The organism is Microbacterium sediminis, assembly GCF_004564075.1.
Classification (GTDB): Bacteria; Actinomycetota; Actinomycetes; order Actinomycetales; family Microbacteriaceae; genus Microbacterium; species Microbacterium sediminis.
The window spans coordinates 1185368-1209944 of the sequence record NZ_CP038256.1 but is presented as its reverse complement, the minus strand read 5'-3'; the positions used below and the strand labels follow the sequence as shown (position 1 = coordinate 1209944).

Below are 24577 nucleotides of genomic sequence, written 5' to 3'. Positions count from 1 at the left end.
CTCAAGCGCGGTCGACGAAGCCCTGATCGAGCAGGCGCGCCACCACGCGCTCGGCCGCCCGGCCGTCGTCGCGCGCGTTGAACATACGCCGCCAGGCGTCGTAGCGGTCGGCGTACGCGGCCGGGTCGCCCTCCAGCGCCTCGAGCAGCTCCTCGACCGTGCGCACGAGCGGGCCCGGGGCGCGCTCGGCGAGGTCGAAGTAGAACCCGCGCAGCTCGCCCCGGTAGTGCTCGAGGTCGGGCACGAGGAAGTACATCGGCTTGCCGGTCACCGAGTAGTCGAACATCACCGAGGAGTAGTCGGTGATGAGCGCGTCGGAGGCGAGCAGGAGGTTCGCGGTGTCGGGGTACGCCGTCACGTCGATCACCCCGGGTCCGGTCACGTCCTGGCCGGGCACCAGCGTGCGCGAGTGGCCGCGCACGAGCACGACGGATCCGGTCGCCTCCGACAGCGCCACGGGGTCGAGGAAGTCGACCATCACCTCGCGGTCGTCGCGCCACGTCGGGGCGTAGAACAGCACGCGCGCGTCCGGGTCGATGCCGAGCGCCGCGCGGGCGGCCTCGCGCGACCCGTGCACGAGCACGTCGTTGCGCGGGTAGCCCTCCACCCACACGGGGCGGCCGAAGAACGCGTACGCCTTGCGCAGGATGCGGGCCGCGTACGGGTTCTGCGCCAGCAGCACGTCCCAGCGCCGGGACTCCTTGATCACGGCGCCCCAGCGGCGGGGCTGGAACCCCGGGCGGTGCAGCGCCAGCCGCTTGAGCGGCGTGCCGTGCCACGTCTGCAGCACCCGCTGCCCGGGCCGGCGCACGTAGCGGCGGCGCAGCCAGTCGTTGACGACGAGCAGCCGCGCGGCGCCGCGGGCGCGCCACCACTCCGGCGTGCCCTCGACCACCGCGATCGCGCCCTCGGGCACCGTCACCGAGCGGTCGGCGACGCTCCAGTACCGCACCACGCCGGGCGCCACGCGGGCGAGCTCGCGGTCGATCGCGAGCGGGTTGCAGCTGGCGTTGCGCCCGTAGAAGCTCTCGAAGAACACGGCGTTCTCGAGCGCTCCCCCGTGCGTGGCGTAGCGCAGCTCGAGCGCGCGCTGCCCCTCGGCGGAGTCGTAGGCGGGATCGATCGGCGCGCCGATCACGACCTCGTCGCCCGCCGCCTCGGCCCGCAGCCCCGCGAGCAGGGTGAGCGGCAGGTCCAGCCGCACCGACCGGTCGGCGATCTCGACGCGATACCGGCCCGACGGCAGCGGCAGCGACGGGCCGCCCCACCGCGCGGCGGTGAGCGGGAACCGCGCCTTCCACGTCTTGCCGCGGCCGGTCAGCCGCCCGGCAACGGCGGCGCGGGCGCCGACGAGTCGGGCGGCGTCGGGGCGCGCGCCGTCGCCCTCGACGACGAGCTCGGGCGGGTCGGTGATGAACCGGGCCGTGGTCATTCGCTGCCTTCCACCGGCACGTCGCGCCGATCGAGTCGCGCCCGCACGATGTCGTACAGGCGCCGGGTGTTCCGTCCGTCACGATACGCGTGCACCCGCGCGCTCAGCGCCTCCGACCGGGCGATGCGCGCGGCCCGGCTCTCGGGATCGGCCAACACGGGCCCGAGCTGGTCGAGCAGCTCGGGCCAGGACCGGGCGGGGTCGTCGCCGGCGACGTCGGCGTAGGTGCCGTAGAAGCCCCGCCGCGCGGCGTACTCCTCCTCGTCGGGCGCGAGGTACAGCACCGGCAGCGGCACGAGCGCGGCGTCGAAGGCGAGCGAGGAGTAGTCGGTCACGAGCACGTCGAAGCCCGGCAGGGCCGCTGTGATGTCGGGCAAGGCGTCGGCACCGAGCGCGCGCACCCGATCCGTCGCGACCGGCGGCACGTAGTCGCCGGCGCCGAGCCGGTGAGAGCGCACGAACAGCACGGCGTCGTGGCGCTCCAGCGCCTCGACGATGCGCACCCAGTCCGCCGGGGTCGGCACGGCGGGGTCCGGCGCGCCGTCGCGCCAGGTGGGCGCGTAGAGCAGCCGGCGGCGCCCGCCGGGCACCTCTCCGACCGCGGCCTCGATCGTCCGGGTCGCGCGGGCCCTGCGCTCCTCGGGCGAGCCGGCCGAGAGCGCGTCGACCCGCGGCTCGCCCGTGACCACGACGCGGTCGTGCGGCAGGCCGAACGCCGACTCGAGGCGGCCGCGCACGAGGTGCGAGGCGGCGGGCAGCACGTCGATCCGCCGCTGCGCGGCCCGGTAGAGCACGCCCAGCAGCCGGCGGATCAGCGGCGCGCCCAGCCGGATCGGGCTGCGCAGCGTCTCGGGCGAGTCCAGCCCGATGCGCTTGAGCGGGATGCCGTGCCACAGCTGCACGACGAACGCGCCGGAGACGGCGTAGGGGTTCACATCGCCCAGTCCGTAGGCCACCACGAGCACGCGTGCCCGTGCGGTGGCCCAGAAGCCCCGCAGCGAGTCGCGGCGCAGCGTCGGGATCCCCTGGGCGGCGGCCGCACGCTCCTCGGCGTCGTCGCGCACCAGCCAGACGGCGTCGACGCCGTCGGCCGCGGCGACGCGCCACAGCGCCAGCGGGCCGTCGCCGATGCCGGCACCGCACCCGAACACCCAGCGGCGCCCGCGCGGGATCACCAGGGTCGCCAGCCGGCCGATCGCGTACAGGGGCGCCCGCATCAGCTTGGCCGCGTTGCCGCTGCCGAACGAGAAAGACGCCACCCGGCGAGACTATCGCCCGCCGCCCGGCACCCCGCCGCACGCGCGCGGGCCGGCCGCTCCGATGTCGGAACGACCGGCCCGCGGGGGCGCTGCGGATTACTCCAGCGTGCCCAGGGTCACGTCGACGGTGTGCGCCTCGCCGTCGCGCACGTAGGTCAGCGTCGCGTCGCTGCCGCCCGCGGCCGCGCGCACCTGCGCGGTGAGGTCGGTAGAGCTCGTGATCGGCACGCCGTTGAACTCGGTGACGATGTCGCCCTCGCGCAGGCCCGCCTCCTCGGCGGCGCCGCCGTCCGAGACCTCGGCGATCATGGCGCCCTCGATGGTGGCACCCTCGTGCGCCGCCGAGCTGGTCACGCTCGCGCCGAGGAGGCCGTGGGTGGCGCTGCCGTTCTCCATGATCTCGTCGGCCACGCGCTCGACCACGTTCGACGGGATCGAGAAGCCGATGCCCACCGATCCGGACTCCTCGGTCGTGCTGCCCGAGGCGGTCGCGATCGCCACGTTGATGCCGATCAGCTGCCCCTCGGAGTTCACGAGCGCGCCGCCCGAGTTGCCGGGGTTGATGGCCGCGTCGGTCTGGATCACCGCGATCGAGATGGTCTCGTTCGCCGACTGCTGGGTGTCCTGGCCGGGGATGTCGAAGTACCACGGCGAGTCCTCGCCGCTGCCGCCGTCCTCGTCGGGGGTGGCGTTCTCGTCGGCGCCCTCCGGCGCGGCGGACGAGGCGATCTGGATGCTGCGGTTCAGCGCGCTCACGATGCCGGTGGTGACGGTGTTGGGCAGGCCCAGCGGGGCGCCGATCGCGACCGTGGTGTCGCCCACGTTCAGCTCCGACGAGTCGGCGAACTCGATCGGCTTCATTCCCGAGGCGCCCTCGAGCTTGATCACCGCGAGGTCGTAGATCGGGTCGGTGCCGACGATCGTGGCGTCGTAGATGCGGCCGTCGGAGTCGGTGACCTTGATCGTGCCGTCCTGCACCGCGCCGCCGAGCGTGGCGACGTGGGTGTTGGTGACGACGTAGCCGTCCTCGGTGAGCACCACGCCCGTGCCGCTGCCGGCCTCGGACGAGCCGGTGACCGAGATCGTCACCGTGCTGGGCAGCGCCTCGGCGGCCACGGCGGTGGCCTCGTTGACGGAGCCGGGGTTGTTCACGGTGATCGACTCGGGGCTGGACGATCCGCTCGAGGCGGCCGGCGCCCACAGCTGCATGCCCGCGTAGGTGCCGCCGAGGCCGGCGGCGCCGCCCACGAGCGCCGCGGCCACGAGGAGGCCGGCGATCGCGCCGCCGCGCCCCTTCTTCTTCTCGGTCTTGGGCGCCTCGCTCGGGGCGATGTAGGGCGGCAGGGGCTCGGTCGGTCGCGTGGGGTACGCGGGCTGCTCGGCGCCCGCCTGCGGCGACCACGTGCCGTGCGCGGAGTGCTGCGCGGCCGCATCGGCGGCGGACATCACCGGGCGGGGCGGGACCACGCCGGAGCCGTAGGCGCCGTTCGCGCCGGATGCGGTGCCGCTGTCGGCGGCGGGAACCTGGTTGTCCATCGGATGCTCCTTCTGGTGAGTCCCTTTCAGGGTGATCCGCGAACCTTTGTGAACCCTATGTCCCGCTTCTGACGTCTCCGTGAGACGACCGGGGCGGAAAGGTACCCTGGACGGATGCAGCCCGTACCCGGTGCCTGGCGGCGTACGGCCGCCGGAGCAGGCCTCCTCGGAAGCGACGGATCGATCGCCGCCACAATCTTCGCAGAGATGTCGGCACTGGCGGCCCGCACGGGGGCGATCAACCTGGGCCAGGGGTTCCCCGACGAGGACGGCCCCGCCGAGGTGCTCGAGGCCGCCCGGCGCGCCATCGCCGACGGCCTGAACCAGTACCCGCCCGGGCGCGGCATGCCGGTGCTGCTCGAGGCGATCGCCGCGCACCAGCAGCGCTTCTACGGCCTCACCCTCGACCCCGCCACCCAGGTGATCGTCACCGCGGGCGCGACCGAGGCGCTCGCCGCGTCGCTGCTGGCACTCGTGGAGGGCCCGGACGACGAGGTCGTCGTGTTCGAGCCGTACTACGACTCGTACGCGGCGTGCGTGGCGCTCGCGGGCGCGACGCTGCGGACCGTGCCGCTGCGCGCGCCGTCGTTCCAGCCCGACCTCGACGAGCTCGCCGCGGCGGTCACCGACCGCACCCGCGTGATCCTCGTCAACGACCCGCACAACCCCACCGGCGCGGTGTTCTCGGCCGAGGTGCGCGCCGAGATCGCCCGCCTCGCGGAGCGCCACGACGCGATCATCCTCACCGACGAGGTCTACGAGCACCTCGTGTTCGACGAGCCGCACGTGCCGATCGCGACGCTTCCCGAGGCGCGCGACCGGACCCTGACAATCTCGTCGGGCGGCAAGACCTTCCGCACCACGGGCTGGAAGATCGGCTGGATCACCGGGCCCGCCGACCTCATCACCGCCGTGCTCACCGTGAAGCAGTACCTCACCTACGTGAACGGCTCGCCGTTCCAGCCCGCGATCGCCGTGGGCCTGGGGCTGCCGGACGCCTTCTTCCGCGGCATCGCTGACGACATGCGCGGCAAGAAGGACGTGCTCGGCGCCGGGCTCCGGGCCGCGGGCTTCGAGGTGTTCGACCCGCAGGGCTCGTACTTCACCGTGGCCGACGCCGCACCGCTGGGCGCCGCCGACGCCGCGGAGTTCTGCCGATCGCTGCCCGAGCGCGCCGGGGTCGTCGGGGTGCCGCTGACCGCGTTCGTCACCGCCGAGCACCGCGCGCCCTATGCCACGCTCGTGCGCTTCGCCGCGTGCAAGCGCGTCGAGGTGCTCGAGGAGGCCGCGACCCGCCTGGCCGGGCTTCAGTCGGCCGTCACGCGATAACCCCCTCGCACGCTGCCGTAAAGGTATGCGAAATGGCGGTTGCGCCGGGCTCACAGCCGCCTTTCGTCATACCTTTGCGGACGATCGAAGGCCCGGGAGGCCGCGACGCGCCTGGCGGGGCTTCAGCCGGTCGTCACGCGGTAGCGGCGCAGCCGCAGGGCGGGGTTGACGGCCCGGGTGCGCTCGATCGCCTCCCGGTCCACCCACGCCACGGCCAGCCCGGGATCCGCGCCGAGCGCGGCCAGCGCGACGCCCTGCGGATCGATCACGGCGGAGCGTCCGACGCCGATCGGCGCGGGGTGGTCGGCGGCGGCGACGAAGACGGTGTTCTCGATCGCCCGCGCCTCCAGCAGCGTGCTCCAGTGGTGCTCCTTGAGCGGCCCCCGCACCCACTCCGCGGGCACGAGCAGCAGCTCGGCGCCCGCGTCGACGATCGTGCGCGACAGCTCCGGGAAGCGCAGGTCGTAGCAGGTCATGAGGCCCACGGTGAGGCCGTCCACCGCGAACGTCTGCGGCGGCTCGAGGCCGCCCGGCTCCACCCAGTCCGACTCCCGCTGGCCGAAGGCGTCGTACAGGTGCTGCTTGCGGTACAGCGCCACCACGCCGCCCCCGTCGACGGCGACGGCCGTGTTGCGTACGCGCCCGGCGTCGCCCGTCTCGATCAGCCCGGCCACGAGGTGCATGTCGAGCGCCCCCGCGAGCTCGATCAGCCGCGCCACGAACGGCCCATTGACGGGCTCCGCGTTCGCCACGAGGGTCTCGTCCATCGGATTGACGAAGAAGCTCGAGTACTCGGGGAACAGCGCCAGCCGCGCGCCCCGGTCCTTCGCCGCGCGCGCGAGCCGCTCGATCTCGGCGAGGTTGGCGCGCTTGTCGGCGGTGGGCGCGAACTGGCCCACCGCGATCCCGATGCCGGTCACGATCCGTTCCCCTTCCGCCGCGCGCGCATCACGAGCGGGATGACGACCCACAGCACCACGACCGCCAGGGCCAGCAGCGACGACGCGATCCATGAGGCCGCGTCACCGAGCACCACGTCGAACACGAAGCCGACCACGCCGATCAGCAGCGCCGACACGATCACGAGGGCCACGATGAGCGCGACGTGCCCGTATCCCACGATCGCGCCCTTCATGCCCTCGCGGAACACGATGCGGTGCAGCGCCACGGGCGCGAGCGCGATGACGGCGCTGATGCCCGACAGCACGATGAGCACGAGATAGAACACCCGCTGCCCGTCGGTGAGGTCCGCGAAGGCCGGCTGGAACGCCAGCGCGAGCAGGAAGCCGGTGAGGATCTGCGTGCCGGTCTGCAGCACGCGCAGCTCCTGGAGGACCTCGATCCAGTTGCGGTCGTAGCGCTCGGCCGGGGTCTCGTCGCGCTGCAGCGAGGTGTCGTCGACCGGGGTGGGCATGCGCCCATCCTCCCAGCCGGAACGCCCTCCGGGCAAAGCAGAAGGCCCGGATCCTGGCGGATCCGGGCCTTCTTTTCGTTGCGGGGGCAGGATTTGAACCTGCGGCCTCCGGGTTATGAGCCCGGCGAGCTACCGAACTGCTCCACCCCGCGTCACAAGAGATAACTCTACCACCGGCTCGGAGAGGTGGCCAATCGAGGCCGCGGCGCGGGCGTGTCGGGTGTCGGAGCGAGCCCGGGACGCCGAACGCCGGCGCCCCTTTCGCGGGGGCGCCGGCGTTCGTGCGAAGGGGCGCTTACTGACCGTCGTCGGGAGCGGTGGTCTCCTCCGGTGCCGGGGCGTCGCCCGTGGCGCCCTCGAGCTCCAGCAGGCGCTGCACGGCGCCCATCAGGCGCTCGTCGGCCTCGGCGTAGGCGACCATGTCGCCGTCGGCGAGGGCCGCGTTCTTGTCGGCGATCGCGGCCTGGGCGTCGGCCAGGGCCTGGGCGTACTCGTCGGTCGCCTCGGGGTCGGTCGTGCCGCCCTCCTCGGGATCGGTGGTGCCGCCCTCCTCCGGATCGACGGGGACAACGTCCTCGTCACCGGTCTCGGAGCCGGAGTCGCCGCCGAAGATCGCGTCCAGCGCCTCGGCGAGGGTGTCCTCGAAGGCGATCTGATCGCCGAAGGCCACGAACACCTTCTGCAGGCGCGGGAACGAGGTGCCGGTCTTCGACTGCACGTACACGGGCTCGACGTAGAGGAAGCCACCGCCGACCGGCACGGTCAGCAGGTTGCCCAGCACGAGCTCCGAGTCACCGATCTGCAGCTGGTTGCGTTCGTCCGCGCTGGCCGGATCGGCGTTGAAGTCGTTCTGCATCTGGCCGGGCGCCGCCACCGTGGTGTCGCTGGAGACCTCCAGCAGGCGCAGCTCGCCATAGCCCTCGCGTTTCTGCCCCGGTTCGCTTCCCGCGTCGGAGTCGACGGAGAGGTAGCCCAGCAGCACGTTGCGGCTGTTCTCGCCCGTCCCCGGCGGGATGAACGACGTGAACAGCGAGTACGACGACTCCTCCTGATCCGGCATCTTCATCGTCAGGTAGTACGGCGGCTGCTTGACGTCGTCGTTCTGCGGGTCGGCGGGCGTGGCCCACACGTTGTCGCGGTTGTAGAAGCTCGCCGCGTCCTCGACGTGGTACGTGCCGAGCATGGCGCGCTGCACCTTGAACAGGTCGGTCGGGTAGCGCACGTGGCTCATGAGCTCGCCGCTCATCTCGCTCAGCGGCTTGATCGTGTTCGGGTACACCTTCTGCCAGGCCTGGAGGACGGGGTCCTCCTCGTCCCACGCGTACAGCGTGACCGATCCGTCGTACGCGTCGACCGTGGCCTTGACGGAGTTGCGGATGTAGTTGATCTCGTCGATGCGCAGCTGCGGCTGCGGCACGTTCGAGTCGCTGATCGCGTCCGACAGGCTCACCGTCGAGGAGTACGGGAACGTCGAGCTCGTCGTGTAGCCGTCGACGATCCACACCACGCGGCCATCCACGACGCTCGGGTACGGGTCGTTGTCGATCGTGAGGTACGGCGCGACCTTCTGCACGCGCTCCTTGGGGTCGCGGTCGTAGAGGATCTGCGACTCCTCGTTCACGTACTGCGAGAGGAAGATCTCCTCCGACTGGAACTTGAGCGCGTAGACGATCCGGTTCAGCAGGTTGCCGACGCTGGGGCCGCCATCGCCCTCGAAGGTCGTGCGGGTCTGGTTGGACTCGTCGCCGCGGGCGTAGTCGAGCTCGCGCGGCGCGGCGCCCTCGGGCGCGCCCACGATCGAGTACTCGGGCGAGTTCTCGCCGAAGTAGATGCGCGGCTCGTAGTTCATCTCGGTGAACACGCCGTTGGAGGGGATGCCGCTCTCGAGGAACACGGGGCCGCCGTCGGGCGTGCGCTCGTTGCCCTTCATCGCCACGAGCCCGTAGCCGTGGGTGTACACCATGGCGGTGTTCTCCCACGTGGGGCTCTCGAGCTGCGCCTGGTTCAGCTCGCGCACCGCCACGACGGTGTCCTGCGACTGTCCATCGATCTCGTAGCGGTCCACGTCGAGGTTGCGCTCGAACGAGTAGTACGCGAAGTGCTGCTGCAGCTGGCGCACGGTGGGGCTGATGACGGCCGGGTCCATGAGGCGCAGCGACGCGGTCGTCTCGGCGTCGTCGCGCAGCTGACCGGCCTCGGTGCTGGTCTCGGCGCGGTACTCGGTCGTCGAGATGTCGCTGATGCCGTAGGCCTCGCGCGTCATGTCGACGTTGCGCTGGTAGTAGTCCGCCTCCATGGCGAGCTGGTTCGGCTGCACCTGGATCGTGTTGATCACCCACGGGTAGCCCACGCCCACGACGAGCGAGGTGACGATGAGCAGCGCCGTTCCGGCGATCGGCAGGCGCCAGCGGCCGATGACGGCCGTGACGATGAACAGCGCCGCCACGACGATCGCCGCGATGGCCAGGATCGTCAGTCCCGGGATCTGCGCGTTCACGCCGGTGTAGCCGGGACCCGTGATCCGGTCGCCGGGGGCGACGAGCGTGAGGTAGCGGTCGAGCCACAGGCTCACGGCCTGGATGAGGATGTAGACCGCGGCGGTGACCGCCAGCTGGATGCGCGCGGGCTTCGAGATGCGCAGCTCCCCCTGGCCGACGCGCACCGAGCCGTAGAGGTACGACACGACCGCCGTCATCACGAGGCTGATGAGCACGGCGGCGGAGGCGAAGGCCACCACGCCGGCGTAGAACGGCATCGCGAAGAGGTAGAAGCCCGTGTCCATGCCGAACTCGGGGTCGACCTCGCCGGTCGAGACGCCGTTGAGCCACAGCGCGGCCGACTCCCACTGCGCCGAGGCGGCGAAGCCGGCGAAGAAGCCGAAGAACACCGGGATGCCCCACATCGCCAGGCGGCGCAGCGGCTCGACGACCTCCTGGTAGCGGTCCAGCTGCGAGCTGAGGCGCGCGTAGACGGGGCGCAGGCGGTAGGCGAGGAAGATCGACACCCAGATCGGCACGGCCATGCCGACGAACCCGATGACGAACATCGCGCTGCGCGCCGACCACTGCGTGAGCAGCACGGACTCGAACTCCAGCTGGTCGTACCAGAGGAAGTCGGCGTACAGCGTCGCGAAGACGAAGAACGCGCCCACGAGGGCGGCGATCACGACGAGCGATATCGTCATGATCCGCCGGAACGGGCTGGCTGGCGTGGCGGGCGTCGGCGCTGAGGTCGATGTCACCCTGTCATCCTAGGCGGGCCCGCTCGGCGTGGGGCCCGGGCGCGGCGGCGCCGTCGGCGATATGGGGGATTCCCCCCGTGCGCGTCAGCCAGCGGTGCAGGTAGGCAGGTCGGCCGCGCCGCCCTCGGCGATCGCCTCGACCGCGTCGCGGGCCTCGTCGAGCGTGCCGACCGAGACGACCGAGAGCCCGTCGGGGATGTGCCCCACCACCTGGTCGCAGTTGCTCTCGGGGGCGAGGAACCACTCGGCCCCCGCGTCGCGCGCGCCGTAGAGCTTCTGGCGGATCCCGCCGATCGGGCCCACCGTGCCCACGCCGTCGATCGTGCCGGTGCCGGCGATGTCCTCGCCGCCCGTGGCCTCGCCCGGGGTGAGCACATCGATGATGCCGAGGGCGAACATCATGCCCGCGCTCGGGCCGCCGACGTTGTCGAGCTGGATGTGCACGTCGACGGGGAACTCGTCGTAGTCGGTCATCAGGCTCACGCCGATCGCCCACGACTCCGCGCCGTCGATCACCGCGCGCGTGGGGGTGATCGTCGTGGTCGCGTCGGCGCCGTCGCGCTGGTAGCCGATCTGGACCGGCGCGCCGCCCGCCTGCTGGATGAGCTCGCGCAGCTGCGTGACGTCGGAGATGTGCGTGCCGTTGGCCGAGACGACGACATCGCCCTCGCGCAGCAGCCCCTCGGCCGGCGAGTCCTCCACGAGCGAGGCGACGGTGATGCGGGCATCGATCTCGAAGCCGAGCTCGCGCAGGGCGGCGGCGGTGGCGTCGGCCTGCGAGTCCACCATCATCACCGCGTTCTGCTCCTCGCGCTGCTCGCTGGTCGTGCCCGCGGGGAACACGGACTCCAGCGGCACGACGGCCTTCGACGGGTCGAGCCAGGCGGCGGCGATCTCGATCCAGCGCGGCGTCTGCTCGCGGTTGCCCACCACCTGCACGGTGGTCAGGTCGAGGCTGCCCCCGGTCTCGTAGGTGTCGGCGCCCTCGACGGCGATGAGCGGCACGTCCACGCCGTCGGCGTTCTGCGCCGTGCCGATCGTGTTGTAGACGGGGCCCGGCTGCTGGATCACGTAGGTCGACGGCAGCAGCGTCAGCGTGAACAGCGCCACCAGCGCCACCGCGAGGGCGACGACGCCCACGAGCGTGCGGCGCGGCAGGCGGCGGATGGCCGACAGCGGATTGGTGCGGGGGCGCTCCCCCGGCTCGTCGAACAGCGTCACGCGCGTGCCATCTCCCTGTGGATCGGTGCCGTTCGCGCGGGGCGTAAGGCGGATGGTCCGCAGCACGCCTCCGGCAGCGGACGGCGCGACTAGCGTAGAACGCATACCTTCTGGAGCGCTGACCACGGCGCACGCGAGAGGCGGATGACGTGTCCCAGGATGACCCCCGACCGGATGACGACCTCCCCGAGTTCCTGCGGCGGATGTTCGAGGGGATGCCCGGCGCATCGATCGATCCGGAGCAGCTGAGGCGGCTCTCGGAGGCGATGGGATCGGACGAGGCGGGACTCGGCGGGCTCCAGATCGACCCGGCCATGCTGCAGCAGATGATGCAGCAGATGCAGCGGGCGTTCGCGGCCTCGGGCGACGGGATCGCGTGGGATGCCACCAAGCGCGGCGCGCTGCACATCGCCAACCAGGACGGCCTCGGCGTGACCACCGGTCAGAAGGCCGATCTCGATCAGGCGTTCGCGCTCGCGAACCTGTGGCTGACCGAGGCGACGGCGATTTCGGAGCTGGCCGAGACGCCGCGCGTGATCACCCGCGGCGACTGGGTCGAGCTCACCCTTCCCGTGTGGCAGGAGCTCGCCGAGCCGGTGGCGACGAGCATCGCCGACGCGCTCATCGAGGCGCTGCGCGGCCAGGCCCCGGAGGAGATGCAGCCGATGCTCGAGGGCGCCGGCCGGCTCATCCGCGGCATCGGCGGGCAGCTGTTCGCGGCGCAGTTCGGCCAGGTGATCGGCAAGCTCTCGCTCGAGGTCGTCTCGGGCGGCGACGTGGGCGTGCCCGTCATGCCGGCCGGTACCGCGGCGATCCTGCCGCAGAACTTCGCCGATCTCGGCCGCGGGCTCGAGATCCCCGACGACCAGCTCGCGATCTACGTCGCGGCCCGCGAGCTCGCCCACGCGCGCCTGTTCCGCCACGCCAAGTGGCTGCGCCTGCAGGTGATCGCGCAGGTCACCGAGTACGCCCGCGGCGTGGACGTCGACGTCGAGCGCCTCGAGGAGATGGCCTCGCGGTTCGACCCGCAGAACCCGTCGGAGCTGCGCGAGGCGATCGAGAGCGGGGCCCTGCTGCCGCAGCAGTCGGAGGCGCAGAAGCGCGCCCTGACCCGGCTGGAGAACCTGCTCGCGCTCATCGAGGGCTGGGTCGACGTCGTCACGGCCGACGCCACGAGCCGCATGCCCGACCTCGAGCGCATCGCCGAGACGATCCGCCGGCGACGCGCGGCGGGCGGCCCGGCCGAGGACGCGCTCGCCGCGCTCGTCGGCCTGCAGCTGCGCCCCCGGCGCCTGCGCGAGGCCGCGGCGATGTGGCGCGCCGTGACCGAGGCCGTGGGCGTGTCCGCCCGCGACGCCCTGTGGGACTACCCCGACCTCATGCCCGAGGCGAGCGACATCGACGACCCGTCGGCGCTCATCGCGCGGCTCGAGGCGAAGGCCCGCGGCGACGAGCCGGAGCCCGACGAGATGGACGAGGCGCTCGCGCAGCTGCTCGCCGATCCCGACGCATTCGGGTCGGAGGGGCCCGGCGGCGACGGCTCCGATGCCGAGGGGACCGCGGCGGACGAGTGGTCGGACGGGCCCGACGAGGGGCCCGAGGGGCCGCGCGCCGTCTGAGCGCCCGCGGGCTGTTTCGGCGGCGCGGGCCTGGCGGCGCGCGATGTGTGGGCCCGCAGGGGCGGTCGGGGCCCGCGGGCTGATCCGGCGCCGTGGCCTGTGGCGCCCGGCGTGGCGCGGGGCCCCGAACGGGCGGTGGCAGAGGTGAACGCTCGCTCCCAGGCCGCGCGACCCGGTCGGCCCTGTGGATAACCGCAATCGGGGTGGTTCGGCGGAGCAGAATCGCGGCATGACCCTGCTGCGACTGGCCCCGCACTGCGTCCCGCTGTGGCGCGACGACGCGACGCTGCAGCTCGGGCGGACGGCCGCTGTCGTGCTGCGCGAGCCGGCGCCCTGGCAGGAGCGCGTGATCGACGCGCTGGAGCGGGGCGTCGACGGCGCAGACCTCGCCGCCCTCGCGCGCGGCGCCCGCGTGGATCGCGCCGAACTCGATGCCTTCCTCGACCGCGTCTCGGGCGCCCTCGAGCGGGTGGACGCGCCGCGCCCGCTCGCCGTGCTCGCCGCGGCGGGCGTGCCCGATCGGCTCGTGTCGGACGTACTCGAGGGCTTCGCCGGCAGCGGTTGGCGCGCGCGGTGGATCGCGCCGGGCGAGGCGCCGGTCGAGGTACGCGACGGCCGCACCGAGCGCCTGCCCGTGGCGGTCGTCGCGGCGCACGCGATCCCGCCCCACATCGGCGCCGCGCTGCAGCGCGAGGATGCCCCGCATCTGCCGATCGTGTTCTCCGCGTCGGGGGCGGAGGTCGGCCCGCTGGTGCTGCCCGGCCGCACCGCGTGCCTCAGCTGCCTCGCGGCCCACGAGCGCGATCGCGATGAGGCCTGGCCGGCCTTCCAGGTGCAGCTGCTGAGCCGCCGCGCGCCGAGCGTCCCGCTCGCGATCGCCACCGAGGCGGCCTCGCTCGCGGCGCGGTTGCTCGACGAGGCCGCGGCGGCCGGATGGGCCGGCCACGACGGGCGTTCGCGTTCCGTCAGCGTCGGCGAGCGCTCGCGGCGGCGGTGGCGCTCCCATCGACCGCACGCAGAATGCCTGTGCCGCCTGGTCCCCGCGGTCCCGCGATCTCGGCGAGGAAGCGCGACGGCTGACGCGGCGTCCGCCCCGACCCGCGCGCCCACGACAGCGACAGCGTTCGCGCGGCCCGCGTGATGCCCACGTACGCCAGCCGCCGCTCCTCGTCGACCTGCTCGAGGGTCGTCGCGTACGAGATCGGCAGCAGCCCCTCCGACAGGCCCACGAGATGCACGTGCGGCCATTCCAGGCCCTTGGCGGCGTGGATCGTGGCGAGGGTCACGGTGCGCAGCGACGGCTCGTGCTGGTCCTTGGCGCGGGCCACCAGATCGTCGGCGAAGGTGCGCAGCGTGGTGCCGGGCCGCGCCTCCTCGGCGAGCCGGAGCAGCGCCTGGCGCGACTCCCACGCGTCGCGCAGGGCCCCGCCCGCGGCCGGCGGCTCGGCGGTGTGGCCCAGGCTGCGCAGCACCTCGCGCACGATGTCGACGAACTCGGTGTGCTGCTGCGGCGCCACCGCCGCCCCGCGCAGCGCGAGCACCGCCTGACGCACCTCGGGCAGATCGAAGAACCGGGTGCCCCCCAGCACGGTGGTCGGGATGCCGCGCGCCGACAGCGCCTGCTGCAGCACCGCCGACTGCGCGTGCGATCGGTACAGCACGGCGATCTCGTCGGGGCGGGCCTGCGTGAGCTGGCGCTCGATCGCCGCGGCCACGCCGGCGGCCTCGGCGGTCTCGTCGTCGTAGTCGGCCACCGTCGGGGTGGGCGAGAGCGCCTCGCCCCGCGCGGCGACGAGCGTGAGCGCCCCCGGCCGGCCGCGCATGAGCGCGTTGGCGACCTCGAGCACGGCCGGATCCGAGCGGTAGTTGCGCTCCAGGCGCACGACGGTCGCGTCCGGGTAGCGGCGGCCGAAGTCCAGCAGGAAGCGCGAGTCGGCGCCGGCGAAGGAGTAGATCGTCTGGCTGGCGTCGCCGACCACGCACAGGTCGCGGCGCTCGCCGACCCACAGCTCCAGCAGGTGGTTCTGCAGCGGGGAGACGTCCTGGTACTCGTCCACGGTGAAGTGCCGGTACTGCTCGCGCACCGAGGCGGCGACGCGCGGCTCGGCCTCCAGCAGGCCGGCGCACGCGAGCAGCACGTCCTCGAAATCGATCTGGCGTCGCTCGTCCTTGAGCGCCTCGTACGCCCTCATGAGCGCCACAAGCGCGTCGGTGCCGAGCGAGCCGACGGTGCGGCCGAGCTGCCCGTACTGCTCGATGGAACGCATCGTGATCTTGCGCCACTCGATCTGCGAGGCGACGTCGCGCAGCGTCGCCGTGTCGGGCTTCAGGCCGATCCCGTCGGCGGCATGCGCGAGCATCCGCACCTTGTTGTCGATGATCTTCGGCGCGACATCGCCCGCCACGGTCGGCCAGAAGAAGTTCAGCTGCGCGAGCGCGGCGGAGTGGAACGTGCGCGCCGCCACGCCGTCGACGCCGAGCGCGCGCAGCCGCCCGCGCAGCTCCCCCGCCGCCTTGGTCGTGAAGGTCAGCGCCATGACGCGCTGCGGCGAGTACGCGCCCGTGTCGACGCCGTACGCGATGCGGTGCGTGATCACGCGCGTCTTGCCCGCGCCCGCTCCCGCGAGCACCGCGACGGGGCCGCGCAGCATCTCCGCCGCCTCCCGCTGGTGCTCGTCGAGGGCGTCGAGCGCGCTCACCGCTCCCCCGCGCCGGCGTCGGTCGCCTCGTCCGGATACGCCCACTCGCGGATCAGCCGGTGCGCGATCGAGACCCGCCCCGGCAGCCCGATCCCCTGCCCGGCGAGGCCCTCACGGATCTCGTCGCGGCTGAACCAGCGCACGTTCACGATCTCGGTGCCGTCGGCCTCGGCCTCGCCGTCGGCCACCGCGCGGGCGTGGAAGCCCAGCATGAGCGAGCGCGGGTACGGCCAGCCCTGCGACCCGGCGTAGCGCACGTCGGTGACCCGCACGCCGGCCTCCTCGCGGATCTCGCGGTGGATCGCCGACTCCAGCGACTCGCCCGCCTCGACGAAGCCCGCGAATGCCGAGTGCATCCGGCCGCCCCACGCCGCGTTGGCGCCGAGCAGCAGCCGCTCGCCGTCCTCGCTCGTCACGGCCACGATCACCGCCGGGTCGGTGCGGGGGAACAGCTCGCGGCCGCAGCCGGTGCACCGCTGCGCCCATCCGGCGAGGGTCACCTCGGTCGCCGAGCCGCATGCGGGGCAGAACCGCTCGCCGAGGAACCGCCCCAGGCTCACCGCGACGACGAGCGCATCGGCGTGCGCGGCCGGCAGATCGCCGCCCACCACGCGCAGCGCCGCCCAGCCGGCGGGCGCCTCGATCGGGTCGTCGTCGCCGTGCCAGGCGGCCAGCAGCACCGGCGCGTGGTGCTCGTCGCGGCCGAGGAAGGCCCACGTCGCCCCCTCGGCGACCTCCTCCGGCGCGGCCCAGGCGAGCGCCGGCTCGTCCGGGGCGAGTCGCGGCGCCGCGTCGCCCTTGACGACGAGGACGCGCGCGTCGGCGTCGCCGCGCAGGCGATCGAGGAGCCCCGGCTCGGTCCGCTCCGCCGCGCTCCGATCGATCGCTCCGACGGGGGCGGGACGGGACATTCGGTGCCTCTTTCGCGGATGGTGGCGGTTCGCGTGTGGCCTGCTCGCGGGCGTGGCGCGGGGTGCGGGCGCGCGGCCCGACCTACCCTGAAACGCATGGCACGCTCTCCCTTCACTCTAGCGGCGGCCGTCTCGGCGGCCGTGCCGGAGGCCGTGGTCTCGGGGACCCGGCCGCTGACCGCGGGAGGGGCCGGACGCTTCGACTCCGCCGTCGCCACGCTCGCCGACGGCCGTGAGGTCGTGGTCCGCGAGGCGACCGACGAGTCGGCCGAGCACGACCTCTCCGCGGAGGTGATCGCGCTGCGGGCACTCACCCCCGGCGTGCGCGAGCTGCTGCCCGTGGACGTGCCGGAGTACCTCGGCGCCGCCACGCTGCGCGACGGACGCGTGACCGTCACCACGATGCTGCCGGGCTACCAGATCGACGCCGCGGAGATCCCGCCCGGCGAGGGCGCCGCCGCGTCGATCGGGCGCACGCTCGCGGCGATCCACGCGCTGCCGCCGTCGGTGGTCCGCTCGGCCGGGCTGCCGGAGCACTCCCCCGAGGACTCGCGCGCCGACATCCGCCAGCTCGTCGACGACGTCGCCGCGACCGGGCGGGTGCCCGTGCGGCTCACCGTCCGCTGGCGCAACGCGGTCGAGGACGATCGGCTCTGGTCCTTCGAGTCGGCCGTGGGCCTGGGGGGCACGCAGGCGACCTCGTTCGTGTTCGGCGACGACAGCCGCGGCGCGCCCGTGGTCACGGGCGTGCTCGGCTGGCAGGGCCTGTCGATCGACGACCCGGCCGTGGATCTGCAATGGGTGGCCGCCGCGCCCGACGCGGCGCCCGCCCTGTTCGCCGCCTACGCGGCCGCCTCGCACCGCGCGCCGGACGAGGCGCTCGAGGTGCGGGCCCGGCTGCACGCGGAGCTCGAGTTCGCCCGCTGGCTCGTGCACGGCATCGAGACGCACCGGCCCGACGTCGTCGACGACGCGGCCGCGCTGCTCGAGTCGCTGGCCGAGGGCGTGCGCGACAACAACCTGCTCGCGGGCCTGCGCCGCGACGGCTCGACCGACGTCGACGACGCGCTCGCCGTGCTCGGCCGCGTGCCCGAGAGCGCCGAGCGGGCGGCGGCCTCCGCGGCGGGCACGGCGATGGAGACCGACGCCTACGACCCCGCCGAGCTCTCGCTCACGGCCGAGATCGCGTGGGACCAGGACTCCGCCCCCGGCCCCGACGGCGATCAGTCGTCGGCGCCGGGCGCCACGGAGCCGATCGACGTCGCCGCGGTCCAGCGCGAGATGAGCTCCTCCTCCGACCACACGTCGTCGGATCGCAGCACGAGCTCGTCCGACACGTAGAACAGCGCCACGTCGATCCGCTCGAGCGGCACCCCGTGCCGCCGGTGGTAGGCCAGGCGGTACAGCGCCAGCTGCAGCATGCGGTCGCGCTTCTCGGCCGCCGTGCGGGGCGCCTTGCCGGTCTTCCAGTCGACGATCTCGATCCGATCGCCCCGCTGGTAGACCGCGTCGAGCTTGCAGATGACGATGTGCGGTGCGGAGCCGTCGCGTCCGGGCAAGACGAAGTCGATCTCGGTCTCGACCTCGAGCGGGCGCAGATCGGCCCACTCGCTGCGCTCGAAGATCTCGCGCAGCCGGGCGAGCTCGGCCTCATCGGCCGCCGTCGCCGCGTCGAGCGCCGGCTCGGCGGGGCCGAACAGCTCCTCGTCGCTCTCCCACAGCGCGTCGTCGAGCGACGGGCCGCGCCCCACGAGACCGCTGCGCTGCTCGACCCACTGGTGGAACAGCGTCCCCAGTCGCGTCTGGCGGTACGGGCGCTCGGGCATGGGGCGCGCGAGCTGCTCCACCGTGCCGGCGAAGTCGGTGACGTAGTCCTTGAACCGCGACGCGGGCACGCGCGTGGGCGGGCGCAGCGCCGGGGCGCTCTCGCGGCGGCGCCGCTCGGCGAGCAGGCGCGCGAGCTGCGGGGTGGGCTCGGCGGGCGCCGACGCGGCGGCCTCGCGCACGAGCTGCGCGGCGCGCTGCACCGGGGTGCGGCGCAGGCCGAGCGGATCGAGCGGCCACTGCAGCGTGCCGCCCTCGCTCTCGTAGGGATTGGCGTCGTCGCCCAGCGGCTCGATCGCGGGCAGCCCCAGCTCGTCGATGACCTCGGTGAGATACGTGCTCGGGTCGCGGGGCTTCGACTGCCCCGCCCAGAACGACCCCGACAGCAGCAGCCGCGACCGCGCGCGCGTGACGGCCACGTACGCCAGCCGGCGCTCCTCCTCGAGCTGATGCGCGCGGTTGGCCTCCTTGAACGCGGAGATCGCGCCGGCCAGCTCCTTCGCCGTCGACTCCGACGTGAGTCGCCAGTCCAGGCGCGGCAGGGCGTCGCGATCGCCGCGGAAGGCGAACGGGAGCTGCCCGAAGCCGAGCCAGCCGAACGTGCTCGGCGGGCTCTTGGGCAGCTCGTCCTTCACCATGCGCACCACGGCGACGGCGTCCCACTCGAGGCCCTTCGAGCCGTGGATCGTGAGCAACTGCACCACCCCGGGCTCCGGGGGCTCGAAGCGCGGCATGAGTTCATCGGTCTCCTCGGCGTGCGCGAGCCACGCCAGCAGGCTGCCGATCGTCCCGCGCTCGTCGGCGTCGAGGAACGCGCGCACCTCGTCGACGAACGCCCGCAGCTGCGTGGCGGCCACGCGCGCCGAGCCGCGCGACTCGTTCGAGGCGAGCTCGAGGTCGAGGCGCAGCTCGAGCTCGATGAGCCGGATGAGCTCCGGGATCGGCTGGCCCGCCGCGCGGCGGAGCCGGTCGAACACGGCGGCGGCCTCGCGCATCCGCGCCCGACCCTCGGGGGTGATCCCGGCCAGCAGCCGGTAGTCGTCGGGCATCGCCCGCACGAACTCGAGCGCGTCGATGATCGACACCTGCTCGTCGGGGCCGGACGAGGCGCGGATCCGCTCGAGCAGCTCGTCGGGCAGCGGTGCGAGGGCGCCGTCGCGCCGCGACAGCGTGGTGGCGAGGTCGTACAGCGCCCCCATGTCGGCCACGCCGACGCCGAACCGGGGCCCCACGAGCAGGCGGATGAGCGACGAGCCCTGCGTCGGATCGTGGATCACCCGCAGGGCGGCCACGACGTCGGTGACCTCGGGCGTGGACAGCAGACCGCCCAGGCCGAGGATGCGGTGCGGGATGCCGCGGCGATCGAGGGCGCCGGCGAAGGTCTGCATGTGCTTCTTCGCGCGGAACAGGATCGCCCCGGTGTGCGGCTTCTCGCCGGTGTGCGCGGCCCGCACCTCGTCGAACCAGGCGGCGACGGCGTCGGCCTCCTCGTCGACCGTCGCGGTGAAGCGATGCTCCACGCGCCCCTCGCCCACGCCCGGGCGATCCTGCAGCGGCTCCACGGGCAGCGTGCCCGGCTTGCGCAGCGGCTCGAGCAGGCGGTTGGCGGCGCGGAGCACCGCGCTGTCGTTGCGCCAGCTGATCATCAGGTCGTAGCGGGCCGCGGGCACGTCGCGCGAGAACGCCGCCGCGAACGCGTGCAGGTTGTCGGCACTCGCGCCGCGCCAGCCGTAGATCGACTGGTTCGGGTCGCCGACCGCCATGACGGCCGCGTCGCGGAAGATCGTCGCGAGCAGCCGGGTCTGGATCACGGAGGTGTCCTGGTACTCGTCGAGCAGCACGACCCGGTACTGCGCCCGCAGGTCGTCGCCGACCTGCGGCGATCCCTCGATGATCTCCAGGGCGCCGGTGACCTGGTCGGCGAAGTCCAGCACGCCGCGGCGATCCTTCTCGGCGGCGTAGTCGCGCACGAGCTCGAGCAGGCGCGGCAGCGCCCGCAGGTTGTCGGCGGCCTTGGTGATGTCGTTCTTGGTCGCGGCGGCGCGGTTGGCGAACGGCTCGATCTGCGCGGCGAGTTCCGCCGCGAAGCGGGCCACCTCGTCGAGATCGGCGCGGTGATCGAGCGCGTCGCCGGCCAGCCGCTGCACCGCGTCGATGATCGTCGACAGGGCGGGGTCGATCTCGTCGAGGCCGGCCTCGTCGGCGCGCATCGCGACGGCGCGGCTCAGCAGCCACGACGCCGACTGCGACAGCAGCGCCGCCTCGGGGTCGCGGCCGATGCGGGCGGCGTGCTCGCGGACGATGGCGTCGGCGAAGGCGTTGTACGTCGCCACCCGCGGGCGCTCGAGCAGCCCGGCCACGCCCGAGGCGCGGGCCGGGTCCCAGCCGGTGCCGTACTCCCGGGCCAGCTCGTCGAGCACGGCCCGGCGCACCGCCCGCTGCGCCTCGGGGCTCGCGGCGGCGATGCGGTCGAGGGCGCCCGAGGCGACGATCCGCGGCAGGTGCGGCAGCAGGCCACGCTCCTCGAACTCGCCGATGCGCTGCAGGCGCGCGCCGATGCGCTCGGCCAGCTCGCCGGCGGCCTTGCGCGTGAAGGTGAGACCGAGGATCTGCGAGGCGTCGACGTGGCCGTTCGCGACGAGCCACACAACGCGCCCGGCCATGGTCTCGGTCTTGCCGCTGCCGGCGCCGGCCACGACGAGCGCGGGCCCCGCGGGCGCCTCGATGACCTCGCGCTGGGCGTCGGTGGGGCGCGGCTGACCGAGGGCGGCGGCGATGTCGTTCGCCGAGAGGTCGAGCGCGCCCGGCCAGGCCGGGGCGATGGTCGGATCGAGGAGCGTCACGAGGCGCTCACCGCCTTCACGGTGTGGGGCCGGCACAGGGTCGGGCGGTGGGAGCCCTGGCAGTGCACGTCGACGTGGGCGGTGAACGCCGCCGCCGACATGCCGCGCGCGGCGTCCGCCACGCGGCGCAGGAACGCCGCGCGCCCCTCGGCGCCGAGCACCGGCTGGTGGGCCACGCGGTAGGCCGACTTGGCGGTGGTCTGCGACACGACCACGAGGCGCGCCCCCGCCAGCCCCGCCGGATCCGCCCCGGGCACGAGCCCCTCCTCCACCGCGAGCTGATAGGCCGCGAGCTGGGCGTCCTCGGCCACCTTGCCGTCCGAGGTACGGTCCTCGTACTTGCCGGTCTTGAGGTCGGCCACGACGATGCGCTCGGGCGCGCCGGGATCGGCCGGCTCCATGGCCGACCAGCCGCGGCCCCGCGCGTCGGCGTGCTCCCCCGCGCCGGCCGGATACGCCTCGACGCGGTCGATGATGCCGCTGATGAGCGCGTGCGGTCCGATCTCGGCGCGATCCGCGCCCTCGGCGATCCCGAGCACCCGCGGCTCGTCGTCGAGGGTGACCGCGAGCCGGAACACCGCCTCCGCGACGACCGGCCGCCCGCCCTCCGCGCGCACCTGCCGCAGATAGCGGTGCAGGCGCGCGACGTACTCCTCCGCGCGGCGGCGCTCCTTGCGCTCGATCCACCCCGCCTCGAACTCCAGCTCGCCCCAGCGGGCATCGAGCACCGCCCGCATCCGCTCGAGGTCGCCGTCGGGGGCGGCCTCGAGCGCGGCGTGCAGGATCGTGCCGATGCCCGCCGACGGCGCCGTGGCGGTGTCGCCGCCCAGCGCGCGGATCGCCCAGTCCAGGCCGCACGCCTCGAAGGTCTCCAGGCGCGAGGGCGAGACCCGCACCGCGCGCTCCGCGGGGTCGATCAGCGGCGCGTCGGTCGACGGGCCGCGCACGCCGTACCACTGCGCCGGGTCGGCGCCCGGCACGCCCTCGGCCGCCAGCAGCGCGAGCTGCTCGGCGGCGTGGCGGCGCGCGGGCTCCGGGGCGGCGCCCGTGAGCGTGCGGCGGTGCCGTGCGACGAGCCCGCGCAGGGTGAGCGGGTGCTCGGCGTCGTCGTGCTCGCCCGGCGGCGCCTCCGGCAGCAGCGACAGCAGCGGGCTCGGTGTCTGATCGTCGTCGTCCACGGCGGTCACGAGCAGCCGGCGGCGGGCGCGGGAGATCGCCCGCACGAACAGCCGCAGCTCGTCGTGCAGCGCCGAGCGGCGGCGATCGAGCACGCTCTCGGGCTCGGGGGCCGCCGTGCGCGCCCGCGCCGCCGCGACCGCATCGGGCAGCCGCCACGACTCCAGCAGGCCGCCGCGCAGCCGCACGTTCGGCCAGACGCCGTCCTGCACGCCCGCGATCACGACCGCGTCGAACTCGGTGCCCAGCGCCATCGCCGGCGTCAGCAGTGCCACCGTCCCCGGCCGCTCCGGCGCCGTGAGCGCGTCCTCCGGCACGTCGCTGTCGAGGACGTCGTGGATGAACGGCGCCGGGCCCTCGCCGGGGGCGCGCTCCGTGAAGCGCTTGGCGGCGTCGAACAGCGCGACGAGCCCGTCGAGCGCCCGCCCCGTCTCGGCCGCGAGCGGCTGAGCCGAGACGGCGATCTCGTGCCACGCGGTGGCCAGCCGGCGCCCGTCCGGCGTGCGGGCGCGGTCCCACGCCTCCCACAGCAGCTCGTGGATGGTGGCGCCCGCGGCGCCCCGCTCGTGCAGGAGGCGCAGCGTCTCGGCCAGCCGGTGGGCCGCGCGGCCCTCGGCGGTGTCGATGAAGGTCAGCAGCACGGGATCGCACAGCGCCTCGCGCAGCAGCTCACGCGCCGAGCGGACGCCGCCGGCCGCGAGCTCGCGGTGCCGCAGCTGCGCGCGCAGGCGCCGCACGCCCACGCCGTCGAGCCCGCCGAACGGCGATCGCAGCGCCTCGAGCAGCGCGTCGGCGTCGCGCTCGTCGGGCGGGGTGAGCCCGAGCCGCACGAGCTCCAGCAGCGCGCGCACCGCGAGCTCGCTGCCGAGCGGCCGCTGCACGCCCGCGGCGCGCGTGGGCACCTCGCGGGCCGCCAGCTCGGTCTCCAGCGCGGTAATCTGCAGGGTGTCGTGGGCGATCACCGCCATGCGCTCCCACGCCACGCCGTGATCGAGGTGCCACGAGCGCAGGGTCCAGGCGATCCGGTCGACCTCCTCGTACGGCGACGACAGCACCCGCGCCGCCACCGCGTCGGGCTCGTCGACCTCCGGCCCGGGCGCGCGCCGGTGCTCGACGCGGCCGCCCGCCCCGATCTGCTGCGTCACCACGCGCGCGAGCCGCGTGATCGCGGGGTGCCCGCGGTGCGGCGCATCGAGCACGTGCACGGGGCCGAGCAGCGCCGCCAGCCGGGCGAACAGCTCGGGGGTGACGCCGCGGAACGCCCCCGATCCGATGTCGGGGTCACCGAACGCCAGCACCGCGACGCCGCGCTCGCGCAGCGCCGCGACGAGGTCCACGCCGCCGCGGGTGAGCTCCTGCGCGTCGTCGATGAGCACCGTGCGCAGCCGATCCAGCTCGCCCAGCGGGGCCCCGCTGCGCAGGATCGCCGCGGCCTCCGCGTACAGCTCGGCGCTGTCGCGGTGGGCGGCGCGCATGCCCGCGATGACGTTGCGGTAGTCGCGGGCGAAGCCCGCCACCGCCGCCCAGGTGTCCGACCCCAGCGTCTCGAGCTCGGCGGGGGTGACGCCCAGTTCGACGAGCTCGGAGAAGAACGCGCGCAGCTCGGAGCGGAAGCCCGCCGAGCGGCGGACGGAGGGGCCCAGGTGCGCCGGCCACCGCACGAAGCCGTTGCGCTCGTCCGCCTCGTCGCCGTCGAGCAGCTCGGCGATGATCCGATCCTGATCGGCCCCCGTCAGCAGCTGCGGCGGGTCGTCGCCGCGGCGCACGGTGTCGGCCCGCACGATCTGGAACGCCAGGGAGCCGACCGACCGGGCCAGCGGGCCGGGCGTCGCCACCGAGACGCGCACGCCCAGCTCGTCGCGCAGCCGCGTCGCCGATGGGCGCGTCGGGGTGAGCACCACGAGCTCGTCCGGGCCGCGCACGCCCGATCCCAGCAGCGCCTGCACGCGCGCGACGAGCGTCGCGGTCTTGCCCGTGCCGGGCGCGCCGATCACCGTCGCCGAGGCGTCGACGGGCAGGTCGATCACCGCGCGCTGGGCGGCGTCGGGAGGAGCGGGGAGCACCCCTCCAACG

General features: G+C 74.1%; 14 protein-coding genes and 1 tRNA gene. 3 read left to right on the top strand and 12 right to left on the bottom strand.

From position 1 onward, the window contains the following. Position 1: 1 nt before the first annotated feature. The 3 genes from E3O41_RS05760 to E3O41_RS05750 form a co-directional block, all read right to left on the bottom strand. The gene (locus E3O41_RS05760; protein WP_067022773.1) at positions 2 to 1432 is read right to left on the bottom strand and encodes a CDP-glycerol glycerophosphotransferase family protein; all 1431 of its coding nucleotides are present in this window, start codon (positions 1430 to 1432) and stop codon (positions 2 to 4) included. Next, positions 1429 to 2691 carry a CDP-glycerol glycerophosphotransferase family protein gene (locus E3O41_RS05755; protein ID WP_067022772.1) on the bottom strand — a complete coding sequence of 421 codons (1263 nt, stop codon included), beginning with the start codon at positions 2689 to 2691 and terminating at the stop codon, positions 1429 to 1431. The genes E3O41_RS05760 and E3O41_RS05755 overlap by 4 nt, the downstream gene beginning before the upstream one ends. Before the next feature lie 96 nt (positions 2692 to 2787). Next, positions 2788 to 4227: a S1C family serine protease gene (locus E3O41_RS05750; protein WP_067022769.1), complete on the bottom strand. Its 1440-nt coding sequence runs from the start codon at positions 4225 to 4227 to the stop codon at positions 2788 to 2790. A gap of 114 nt (positions 4228 to 4341) precedes the next feature. On the opposite strand from E3O41_RS05750, the gene E3O41_RS05745 reads away from it, so the two are divergent. Then, positions 4342 to 5556 carry an aminotransferase class I/II-fold pyridoxal phosphate-dependent enzyme gene (locus E3O41_RS05745; protein WP_067022766.1) on the top strand — a complete coding sequence of 405 codons (1215 nt, stop codon included), beginning with the start codon at positions 4342 to 4344 and terminating at the stop codon, positions 5554 to 5556. 122 nt (positions 5557 to 5678) lie between these two features. On the opposite strand, the gene E3O41_RS05740 is transcribed toward E3O41_RS05745, so the two are convergent. From E3O41_RS05740 to E3O41_RS05720, 5 genes are all read right to left on the bottom strand, one after another. Then, positions 5679 to 6479 carry a carbon-nitrogen hydrolase family protein gene (locus E3O41_RS05740; protein WP_420845461.1) on the bottom strand — a complete coding sequence of 267 codons (801 nt, stop codon included), beginning with the start codon at positions 6477 to 6479 and terminating at the stop codon, positions 5679 to 5681. After that, positions 6473 to 6970 (bottom strand): DUF6328 family protein, encoded by a 498-nt coding sequence (locus E3O41_RS05735; protein WP_067022760.1) that lies wholly within the window; start codon positions 6968 to 6970, stop codon positions 6473 to 6475. The genes E3O41_RS05740 and E3O41_RS05735 overlap by 7 nt, the downstream gene beginning before the upstream one ends. Before the next feature lie 78 nt (positions 6971 to 7048). Next, positions 7049 to 7122: transfer RNA gene (locus E3O41_RS05730), tRNA-Met, on the bottom strand. 143 nt (positions 7123 to 7265) lie between these two features. After that, positions 7266 to 10211, bottom strand: coding sequence for a UPF0182 family membrane protein (locus tag E3O41_RS05725; protein ID WP_067022756.1), 2946 nt, complete (start codon positions 10209 to 10211; stop codon positions 7266 to 7268). Positions 10212 to 10295: 84 nt separating this feature from the next. Next, on the bottom strand, positions 10296 to 11432 hold the full coding sequence (locus E3O41_RS05720; protein WP_342353800.1) for a YlbL family protein: 1137 nt from the start codon (positions 11430 to 11432) through the stop codon (positions 10296 to 10298). 149 nt (positions 11433 to 11581) lie between these two features. Between E3O41_RS05720 and E3O41_RS05715 the strand changes: the two genes are divergently transcribed. Beyond that, positions 11582 to 13051 (top strand): zinc-dependent metalloprotease, encoded by a 1470-nt coding sequence (locus tag E3O41_RS05715; protein ID WP_244927273.1) that lies wholly within the window; start codon positions 11582 to 11584, stop codon positions 13049 to 13051. A 965-nt stretch (positions 13052 to 14016) separates the two neighbouring features. Here the strand turns inward: E3O41_RS05715 and E3O41_RS05705 are convergent. After that, positions 14017 to 15750 carry an ATP-dependent helicase gene (locus E3O41_RS05705; protein ID WP_083990783.1) on the bottom strand — a complete coding sequence of 578 codons (1734 nt, stop codon included), beginning with the start codon at positions 15748 to 15750 and terminating at the stop codon, positions 14017 to 14019. Further along, positions 15747 to 16661: an NAD(+) diphosphatase gene (gene nudC, locus E3O41_RS05700; protein WP_067022750.1), complete on the bottom strand. Its 915-nt coding sequence runs from the start codon at positions 16659 to 16661 to the stop codon at positions 15747 to 15749. Before nudC ends, E3O41_RS05705 begins: the two co-directional genes overlap by 4 nt. Before the next feature lie 96 nt (positions 16662 to 16757). Here nudC and E3O41_RS05695 point away from each other — a divergent pair, with 96 nt between their 5' ends. Continuing rightward, positions 16758 to 18002, top strand: a complete 1245-nt coding sequence (locus E3O41_RS05695) for a phosphotransferase (RefSeq protein ID WP_135012146.1) — start codon at positions 16758 to 16760, stop codon at positions 18000 to 18002. Here E3O41_RS05695 and E3O41_RS05690 read toward each other — a convergent pair. Both E3O41_RS05690 and E3O41_RS05685 read right to left on the bottom strand, forming a co-directional pair. Then, the gene (locus tag E3O41_RS05690) at positions 17885 to 21328 is read right to left on the bottom strand and encodes an ATP-dependent helicase (protein ID WP_240482221.1); all 3444 of its coding nucleotides are present in this window, start codon (positions 21326 to 21328) and stop codon (positions 17885 to 17887) included. The genes E3O41_RS05695 and E3O41_RS05690 overlap by 118 nt on opposite strands. Then, positions 21325 to 24567 (bottom strand): ATP-dependent helicase, encoded by a 3243-nt coding sequence (locus tag E3O41_RS05685; RefSeq protein ID WP_244927272.1) that lies wholly within the window; start codon positions 24565 to 24567, stop codon positions 21325 to 21327. The genes E3O41_RS05690 and E3O41_RS05685 overlap by 4 nt, the downstream gene beginning before the upstream one ends. Positions 24568 to 24577: the final 10 nt, after the last annotated feature.

Coding starts and splice junctions, on each gene's coding strand:
- E3O41_RS05750 (WP_067022769.1), bottom strand. CDS start 4,227: ATGGACAACCAGGTTCCCGCCGCCGACAGCGGCACCGCATCCGGCGCG.
- E3O41_RS05760 (WP_067022773.1), bottom strand. CDS start 1,432: ATGACCACGGCCCGGTTCATCACCGACCCGCCCGAGCTCGTCGTCGAG.
- nudC (WP_067022750.1), bottom strand. CDS start 16,661: ATGTCCCGTCCCGCCCCCGTCGGAGCGATCGATCGGAGCGCGGCGGAG.
- E3O41_RS05735 (WP_067022760.1), bottom strand. CDS start 6,970: ATGCCCACCCCGGTCGACGACACCTCGCTGCAGCGCGACGAGACCCCG.
- E3O41_RS05695 (WP_135012146.1), top strand. CDS start 16,758: ATGGCACGCTCTCCCTTCACTCTAGCGGCGGCCGTCTCGGCGGCCGTG.
- E3O41_RS05745 (WP_067022766.1), top strand. CDS start 4,342: ATGCAGCCCGTACCCGGTGCCTGGCGGCGTACGGCCGCCGGAGCAGGC.